Genomic DNA, 8,110 nt, shown 5'->3' on the forward strand with positions numbered 1-8,110 from the left:
GCAGCTTGTGCTGGTGCTCGCAGTAGCGGCCGTGAGGAAACGGTCCGGCTTTTCACTTCCTCAGGCTTCTCAAGCAGCCGCAGATCAGAACCTTGCCGTTGATCCGGAAGTACGGCGGATAGCCCTGGCTGCCGTAAGCGGTGTCTTTTCCCATTATTCTATTCCGGTAGACCCTGAGGCAATCCACATGGTGGAACGCTTTCTCCGGGGAGCCCGGCCTGAGCGGCTCGGAAAAGAATTGCTGGCGGATAATCTGCAAGTGCTGCCGGAAATAAATCTGCTCATTCAAAAATGCGGGGAAAGATTGGGCCAAAATTTAAATGCTGACCGGGTCCTCCGGGACGGGCTTATGGCCCATTGGGTTCCCGCCCTGTACCGACTCCAACATAAATTACCAATTAAAAATCCTTTGCTCGGTCGGATTCGGCAAGAGTACGGAGATCTCTTTGCGGTGCTGCAGGGTTTGCTCAAGGAACTGTTCCCGACCCTTTCTGTACCGGACGACGAGGTGGGGTATTTAGTGCTGCACTTCGGTTCTGCCCTCTCCCGTATGGAACGGGAACGCAGACGGTATCGGGCCCTGGTTGTCTGTTCCGCCGGTATCGGCAGCGCCAATATGCTCGCGAGCCGGCTGCGGGAAAAAATACCGGAGATTGAGCTCGTAGCCAATGTGTCCTGGTTCGATATTCAATCCATGCCGCTCGAAGGCTGGGACATCCTGATATCTACCATCCCGCTGCCCCTTCCTCAGGATCGCTATGTTTTAGTAGAGCCCCTCCTTTCTGACGAAGGGGTCCAAAAAATCCGTTCATTTTTAAACACTAACCTCATGAACAGGAGCCCTGAACGGCAGCAGGATAGTCAGACCGGAGCCGCAGTCTTATCTCTCGATGTAAGCAGGACTGCTCTTTCACTGCGGAATACTATTCAGGACCTTATTGAACACATTTCTGTTTTTTCATCCTGCAACTATGGCTCAGATTGGGAAAACATTCTTAAAAGATTGATAGACATTGCTTCATGCAAAGGCTTTGTTTCAGATAGTGATGCCGCCTTTGAAGCCCTTCTGCGCAGGTCTTCGGACCATGGTATTCTCCTGCCTGGCAGCCGCTGTATCTTTCTCCATGCCCGCGGCACTGCGATTATTGCTCCTTTTTTTTCCATACACCGGCTCGCAGAGCCCTTGTTAACAGAACCTGCACTATGGCCTGTTTCTCCCCAAACTATTCTCCTTATGCTGGCACCACAGAACGTCAAAGAAGGGGACCTCTCGCTATTAAACGAAATCAGCGTTTCGCTTTTGGATCCCGACGTGCTTGCGCGGCTGGAATCCGGATCGGAACAGGAAATACGAAACTATTACCAACAATTACTCAATACGGACCAAGGAGGTATACACCATGTCCGGAACCATGCTGACTGAAAAAACAATCAAGCTGAATGCTGCATTCAGTACCAAGGAAGAGGCTATCCGCTCCTGCGGTGAACTGCTGCTGCAGGCCGGTTATATAGAGCCAGGTTATATTGATGCAATGATCCAGCGGGACAGCATTTCCACAACCTATGTGGGCAACGAGGTCGCGGTGCCCCATGGAACCGAGGCGGCAAAGCCGCTCGTAAAAAAGACAGGCCTTGCGGTGGTACAGGTCCCCGGCGGTGTGGACTTTGGAAAAGGGCGGATTGCTAAACTACTCATTGCTGTTGCTGCTATCGGGAATGAACATATGGATCTCCTTACCAATATTGCCCAGATTTGTATTGACGACACACAGCTGCAAAAATTGCTTTCTGCCCGGACAGCCAAAGAGATACTGGACGTGGTCGGAACGGTGGAGAAGCGATAATGACCTACCGATTGCAGGGAATTCCCGCATCGACGGGAATCGCCATAGGCCCATTGGTTCGTTACCGGGAACAATCAGCTCAACGCCCCACCCCTCGCTGTGATGCAGCAGCAGTGATACCGGACCAAGAATGGGAGCACTTTTCAAAGGCTCTGGAACGCTCCCGTGAACAGGTGACTCTGTTACGAGACAAGACCGCTGCAGAACTGGGCCAGGAAAAGGCCGAAATATTTGCGAGCCATCTTTCTATATTAAAGGATCCGGAATTTCTTGCAGAGGTCCGCCGGAAAGTTTTTGATGAACAGAAAGATGCGGTTGCTGCAGTCCGGGAAACGGGCCTTATGTTTATGGAGCTTCTGCGCCAGCTCGAAGATGAACTTTTTACCGGCCGTATACACGATATTGAGGATATTGTTTCTCGGATTGTACAGAATATGCAGGGAACAGGGGATGAATCTATTAAGCTGGAACAGCCTTCGGTGCTTACCGCGGTGGATTTAACTCCTTCACAGACTGCACAATTGGACCGGAGTATGGTACTCGGCTTTGTGACCGAAGGCGGGAGTGCTGTTTCACATTCGAGCATACTGGCCCGGTCATTAGGTCTCCCTGCTGTGGTGGGCATTGGTCCGCTGCCTGAAATTGTGGACGGCGCCACCGTTATAGTGGACGGAAACTCCGGTGTGGTTATTCTGAATCCGGATAGCGGTGTCCTTTCTGAATATGAAGAAAAACGGAAAGCCTATGAGGCAGAGCTGCAGCTTGTTAAAGCCTTTGCGGACAAACCTTCGCTTACCAAGGATGGATTAAAAATAGAAATTGCCGCCAATATCGGAAGCATTAAAGACCTTGAGGGAGCAATCCGCAACGGCGCCGACGGCATAGGGTTATTCCGCACCGAATTCATGTTTATGGACCGGACCGCCATGCCCTCGGAGGACGAACAGTTTGAGGTATACAAACATGTACTGGAAAGGATGAAGGGAAAACCCGTGGTTATCCGGACCCTGGATGTGGGTGGGGACAAGCAGATCCCCTATATCCGCCTAGAACCGGAGACTAATCCCTTTTTAGGACTCCGGGCCATTCGGCTCTGCCTTGAAAAGGAAGACCTGCTGAGAACCCAGATCAGAGCGATCCTGCGGGCGAGCGTTTTTGGAACCTTAAGGATTCTGCTTCCTATGGTGGCAACCCTGGAAGAACTCAGGCGGGCAAAGACTATCATTATTGAAGAAGAAGCGAACCTAAAAAAGCGGAATGTTCCCGTTTCCGAGACCTGGGAACTGGGCATAATGATCGAGATCCCTTCCGCTGCCCTATTGGCGGACCATTTTGCCCCCGAAGTGGACTTCTTTAGTGTGGGTACCAATGACCTTACCCAGTATACCATGGCGGCCGACCGGATGAATCGGTCTGTGGCATATCTCAATCGGGGCCTGTCGCCGGCAGTGCTGCGTCTGGTTGACATGGCAAGTCGATCTGCAAAGGCCCATGGTATCTGGATTGGTGTCTGCGGCGAGCTTGCGGGAGACCCGGAAGCCTTTGCCCTCTTTGTGGGTCTTGGTATTACCGAACTCAGCATGGGTGCCGCATCGGTGCCCCGGATCCGGTCCCGGCTCGCTGCCCTGGTAAGCACAGAAGCGGCCCAATGGGCAGAACGGGCGCTCCGTTTGGAAAGCGCCGAAGCAATTCATCAATATATTTCAGGAGTAATAGGGTGAACGAAAAAACCTATACCATCATTAACCCCACGGGGTTCCACACAAGGCCTGCCCGGCTCTTTGTGGACACGGCTAACGAACAATTCCCTGATACAACCGTTACGGTTATCAAAGGCGAAAAGGTCATTAACGGCAAAAGCATGCTTCATATGCTGACCCTGGGGGTAAAATACCAGGAGCAGGTAACCTTGCAAGTCTCAGGGGGCAACGAAGAAGAGGCGCAGCGGGTGCTGGGAACCTTTTTTGAGGCAATTCACAATGAGTAGGCCTATCAGGACGCTTACCTTGAATCCCGCGTTGGACCGGACTGTCCTTATCGAAGACTTTTCCGTAAACCAGGTGAACCGGATACAGGCATCCCGGCTCGATGCGGGGGGCAAGGGGATAAATGTCTCAAAATCGATACATGCCTTTGGGGGGGCAAGCTGCGCCTACGGAGTTGCCGCGGGCAGCGCGGGCCGCTTTATCGCCAGCTACCTGACCGATCTGGGAATAGAACATCAATTCGTATGGGTTGATGGAGAGACGAGGACCAACATAAAGATTGTGGACCCCCGGAACAGGACCCATACGGATATTAACGACCAGGGGCCGGAGCTTACCGGTGCGGCCTTGGCTGAACTCGAATCGCTGCTTTTTGCAGGGGCCGATAGAGAAACGATTCTTGTTTTTTCTGGCAGCATTGGGCGGGGCACCCCGGCTGATATCTATAAAAAGTGGATTCAAAAAGCCCGCAGTATAGGCTGCCGCACCATTCTGGATGCGGACGGGGAAGCCCTCAGGCTCGGGATAGAGGCTGGTCCGACCCTGGTAAAACCTAATATCCACGAACTGGAACGGCTTGTGGGGCGATCTTTTCAGGAGCCTGCGGCGCAAGCTCTGCAAGACATTGCGGCGGCGGCCCTGCGCCTCCTTGACTCGGGAACAGAAACGGTGGTGGTGTCCCTCGGCGCCGAGGGTGCCCTATTTTTAAACCGCCAGGAGGCCCTGTATGCAAAGGGGCTCCCGGTGGAGGCTAAAAGTACCGTGGGCGCCGGGGACGCCATGGTAGCGGCCTTGGCAATGAGCCTTGAGCGTCATGAGCCGCTCGAGCGGCATGAGGCGCTGGACCAGCATATGCCGCTCAGTGCCATGGTCGCTGCTGCGATAGGCGCAGGGGCCGCCGCTGTTGCAGTCGAAGGAACGGTGGCCCCATCCCGCGCGGACCTGGAACATTATGCTTCGCAGGTGACCTACATTTCCCTAAAGGAGTTGCTATGAAAACAAAGGCAGTACGGCTGTACGGCAAAATGGATCTGCGGCTTGAGGAGTTCGAGCTTCCTGAAATAAAGGATGATGAAATACTGGTAAAAATTATTTCCGATTCTATTTGTATGTCGACCTACAAGGCTGCTAAACTCGGCAGCGATCATAAACGGGTGCCAAAAAACATAGACAAGGAACCGGTCATTGTGGGCCATGAAACAGCGGGGATTATAGAAAAGGTAGGCAAAAAGTGGCAGGGGAAATATACCGTTGGGGCAAAGTTTGCCCTGCAGCCCGCCCTGAACTATAAGGGCAGCATGGATTCTCCTGGCTATTCATATCGGTACTGCGGTGGCGATGCAACCTATGCCATTATGCCCCAGGAGGTGATGGAACTGGATTGTCTCCTCGATTACCGGGGAGAAGCCTTTTTTATGGCATCCTTGGCGGAACCCATGTCCTGCATTATTGGGGCCTTCCATGCAAGCTACCATACCACCATGGGAAGCTATGAACACCGTATGGGTACCTTACCCGGCGGTACTATGGCGATCCTGGCTGGAGCGGGGCCCATGGGGCTTGGGGCTGTGAGCTATGCCCTCCAGATGGAGCAGCATCCCCGGCGGCTCGTGGTAACCGATATTGATGAAGGCCGCCTTGCCCGTGCGGCGGCCCTGTTCCCGCCGGAAGAACAGAAACGGCGGGGCGTGGAACTTCTGTTCATCAATACGGCGGTCTTATCCGATCCTGTAGCGCGTCTTATCGAGATCAACGGCGGCGACGGCTACGACGATGTCTTTGTGTTTGCGCCGGTGGCTCCCGTGGTAGAACAGGGAGACGCAATCCTTGGAAAGGATGGGTGTCTTAATTTCTTTGCAGGTCCGGTAGATACGGCCTTCAGCGCTAAGGTGAACTTTTACAATGTACACTATGGGGCGACCCATATCGTGGGGACAACTGGTGGCAATACGGATGATATGCGGGAGGCCCTGCTTTTATCCGAACAGGGGCGGATCAATCCGGCGGTCATGGTGACCCATGTGGGGGGCCTTGATAGTGCTGCGGAGGCGACGCTCCATCTGCCAGACAGGCCGGCGGGGAAAAAGCTCGTGTATACCCAAATAAGCATGCCCATGACTGCCATTGCGGACTTTGGGGAATTGGGCAAGACCGATGGCCGTTTTGCGCAGCTTGCAGCCTTATGCAACAAACATCGGGGGCTATGGAACGCCGAGGCGGAACAGTATCTCCTTGCGAATTGGCCTGAGATTTAAGTGGCAGCCCCATGCTCCTTGCATTATACTAAAAACGGTACCATTTAACCTGCAAGGAGAAGGTTATGTGTTGTAACATGATTATTCCGTTTTGTTTGCTTTCCTGCGCTCTCGTGTTCGGACAAGAAAAAGTCGTACTTGGGGCCACTTCGACAAATCTTAAGCTTCTATATGATGCACTTGCTCCGGCCTACAAGGATGTAGGGCTGGAAGCTGAATGGAAAGAATTTCCCGGTTCAAGGCTGCTTGCAGAAGTCCAAGCCGGTACTTTGGATGCCATGGTGGCAGCCAGTGGAACCATGGTAAAGCAGTTTTCGGATAACTATATAGGTATTGGTTATGGAAATGATGCCCTCGGATACAGCCGGCTCTATATGTATGTCCGGGCTGCAGACAAGGATAAATATAAGCCTGATCCAAAAACCTGGGCCGGTTTAAGCATTGGAGAAATTGCCGATGTGGGGCCGAGCCCGACCTTTGGTTTTCCCAAAAATGTAAACGGTGTTAAGATCGTTACTGCCCCAACCTATGAAAGTGTCCTGAGAATGCTCGACTCTGGCCGAACCGATTTTGTCGTCAGCACCCGGGGTGGTGTAGAAAAACTGATCCAGGATCTTGGTCTTAAAGACCGTATTGTTAGGATTGACACTCCCCTATTAACAGTGGACTACTGGCACCTGGTTAATAAAAAATATATGGACAAGATACCCGCGCTTAAACAGGCCATAGAGCGGCATCGCCAGCAAATCGATGAGGCTGTGGACAAATTAGTGAATAGGTAGGGGTGGGGCATGAAACGAACGATTTTACTCATTGTACTTTTATTGTCATCGATAATGGTGTTTTCTCAGGACTACTTTTCTAATATGGTTTTTGTAAAAGGTGGAACCTTTACCATGGGGTCCAATAATGACCCTAAAGCACTGTATTTTCCGGCCCATAAAGTAACGGTCAGTGATTTTTATATTTCAAAATATGAACTAACCGTGTTTTGGTTCAGGCAATTCATCGATGAAACCAAATATATCACATATATCGAAAGGCGAGGTTTTACGGATTTATTTTTAAATTATAAGTGGGTGAATAAATATCCAGGGAATTGGCGTGATGTTGGCTTTCCTCAAAGTGATGATGATCCTGTGGTGTGTATCTCCTGGTGTGATGCCGTGGCATTTTGCAATTGGTTGAGTCTTAAAGAGGGAAGAGAGCCAGTATATAGCATTCATGGTGAATATGATTTTTCTAAGTGGCCAGTCATAGAAGATGTAGTAGGTTACAATAATGGGTGGGGAAATGATATTAAGTGTGATTGGGATAAAAATGGAAATAGACTTTTAACTGAAGCAGAATAGGAATATGCCGCGAGGGGCGGAGCATTATCGAAAGGATATAAATACTCAGGCGGCAATGATCTAAATGTAATTTCATGGTATGGAAACAATTCCGGTCAAAGAACAAATCCTGTCGGTTTAAAGCAGCCAAATGAACTAGGCATATATGATATGTCAGGCAATGTGTGGGAGATGTTATGGGATGTTTTTGGAAAGTACACCGACAAGGAACAAACAGATCCGCATGGTGATACCAGAATCTTCTCTAGAGTCTCGAGAGGAGGATCCTGGCGCGGAGGCCCAGCCATGCAAACTTCACAATATCTTGTATATAATCGAGATTTTGCTCCAATAATTAGATCCTATGATAATGGAACCGGATTTAGAATTGCTGCATCAAAATAAGGCTTTCCTGGTTAAGTCAATTTCATAACTCAAAAATTAGTGATCGACTTATAAAATTGACTTATATATTAAATGTAAACGTTTACATTTTTTGCTTGACAAATAAATTTTCCTGATTGATGATATAGAGGAGCTTATTAAAACTTAGTACATTGCACATCTAAGTTTTTGAATTGGTTCAATACTTTAGTGGAGGTGGCCATGTTAATTGGTATTTCACCGGTTATCGGACCGGAGTTATTGGATACCCTGTTCCGGATGGGCCATGGGGATGAAATTGTCTTAGCGGA

Annotated in this window: 7 protein-coding genes and 1 pseudogene; all 8 read left to right on the forward strand. The window is 50.5% G+C overall.

The annotated features are described in order from the left end of the window. Positions 1-1,423 (forward strand): BglG family transcription antiterminator (locus Q7P68_RS13630; protein ID WP_304226581.1); only part of this gene is annotated, 1,423 nt, incomplete at its 5' end. Then, on the forward strand, positions 1,401-1,844 hold the full coding sequence (locus Q7P68_RS13635; RefSeq protein WP_304226583.1) for a PTS mannitol transporter subunit IIA: 444 nt from the start codon (positions 1,401-1,403) through the stop codon (positions 1,842-1,844). The genes Q7P68_RS13630 and Q7P68_RS13635, both read left to right, overlap by 23 nt. Beyond that, entirely contained in the window at positions 1,844-3,565 is a 1,722-nt protein-coding gene (gene ptsP / locus Q7P68_RS13640; protein WP_304226585.1) for a phosphoenolpyruvate--protein phosphotransferase, read from the forward strand. Before Q7P68_RS13635 ends, ptsP begins: the two co-directional genes overlap by 1 nt. Next, a complete protein-coding gene (locus Q7P68_RS13645) occupies positions 3,562-3,831 on the forward strand; it encodes an HPr family phosphocarrier protein (RefSeq protein WP_304226587.1) in 270 nt (89 codons plus the stop codon). The genes ptsP and Q7P68_RS13645 overlap by 4 nt, the downstream gene beginning before the upstream one ends. Then, positions 3,824-4,825: a 1-phosphofructokinase gene (gene pfkB / locus Q7P68_RS13650; RefSeq protein ID WP_304226589.1), complete on the forward strand. Its 1,002-nt coding sequence runs from the start codon at positions 3,824-3,826 to the stop codon at positions 4,823-4,825. Before Q7P68_RS13645 ends, pfkB begins: the two co-directional genes overlap by 8 nt. Then, positions 4,822-6,084, forward strand: coding sequence for a zinc-binding dehydrogenase (locus Q7P68_RS13655; protein ID WP_304226590.1), 1,263 nt, complete (start codon positions 4,822-4,824; stop codon positions 6,082-6,084). The genes pfkB and Q7P68_RS13655 overlap by 4 nt, the downstream gene beginning before the upstream one ends. Before the next feature lie 77 nt (positions 6,085-6,161). After that, a complete protein-coding gene (locus Q7P68_RS13660) occupies positions 6,162-6,866 on the forward strand; it encodes a substrate-binding periplasmic protein (RefSeq protein ID WP_304226592.1) in 705 nt (234 codons plus the stop codon). Between the two features lie 84 nt (positions 6,867-6,950). Then, a pseudogene (locus tag Q7P68_RS13665) lies at positions 6,951-7,820 on the forward strand (formylglycine-generating enzyme family protein). Positions 7,821-8,110: the final 290 nt, after the last annotated feature.

Source organism: Gracilinema caldarium (assembly GCF_029265695.1).
In the GTDB taxonomy this organism is placed as follows: domain Bacteria; phylum Spirochaetota; class Spirochaetia; order Treponematales; family Breznakiellaceae; genus Gracilinema; species Gracilinema caldarium_A.

Excerpts from the sequence above, each read along its gene's own strand:
- Q7P68_RS13635 (WP_304226583.1), top strand. The coding sequence starts at position 1,401 with ATGTCCGGAACCATGCTGACTGAAAAAACAATCAAGCTGAATGCTGCA.
- ptsP (WP_304226585.1), top strand. The coding sequence starts at position 1,844 with ATGACCTACCGATTGCAGGGAATTCCCGCATCGACGGGAATCGCCATA.
- pfkB (WP_304226589.1), top strand. The coding sequence starts at position 3,824 with ATGAGTAGGCCTATCAGGACGCTTACCTTGAATCCCGCGTTGGACCGG.
- Q7P68_RS13655 (WP_304226590.1), top strand. The coding sequence starts at position 4,822 with ATGAAAACAAAGGCAGTACGGCTGTACGGCAAAATGGATCTGCGGCTT.
- Q7P68_RS13660 (WP_304226592.1), top strand. The coding sequence starts at position 6,162 with ATGATTATTCCGTTTTGTTTGCTTTCCTGCGCTCTCGTGTTCGGACAA.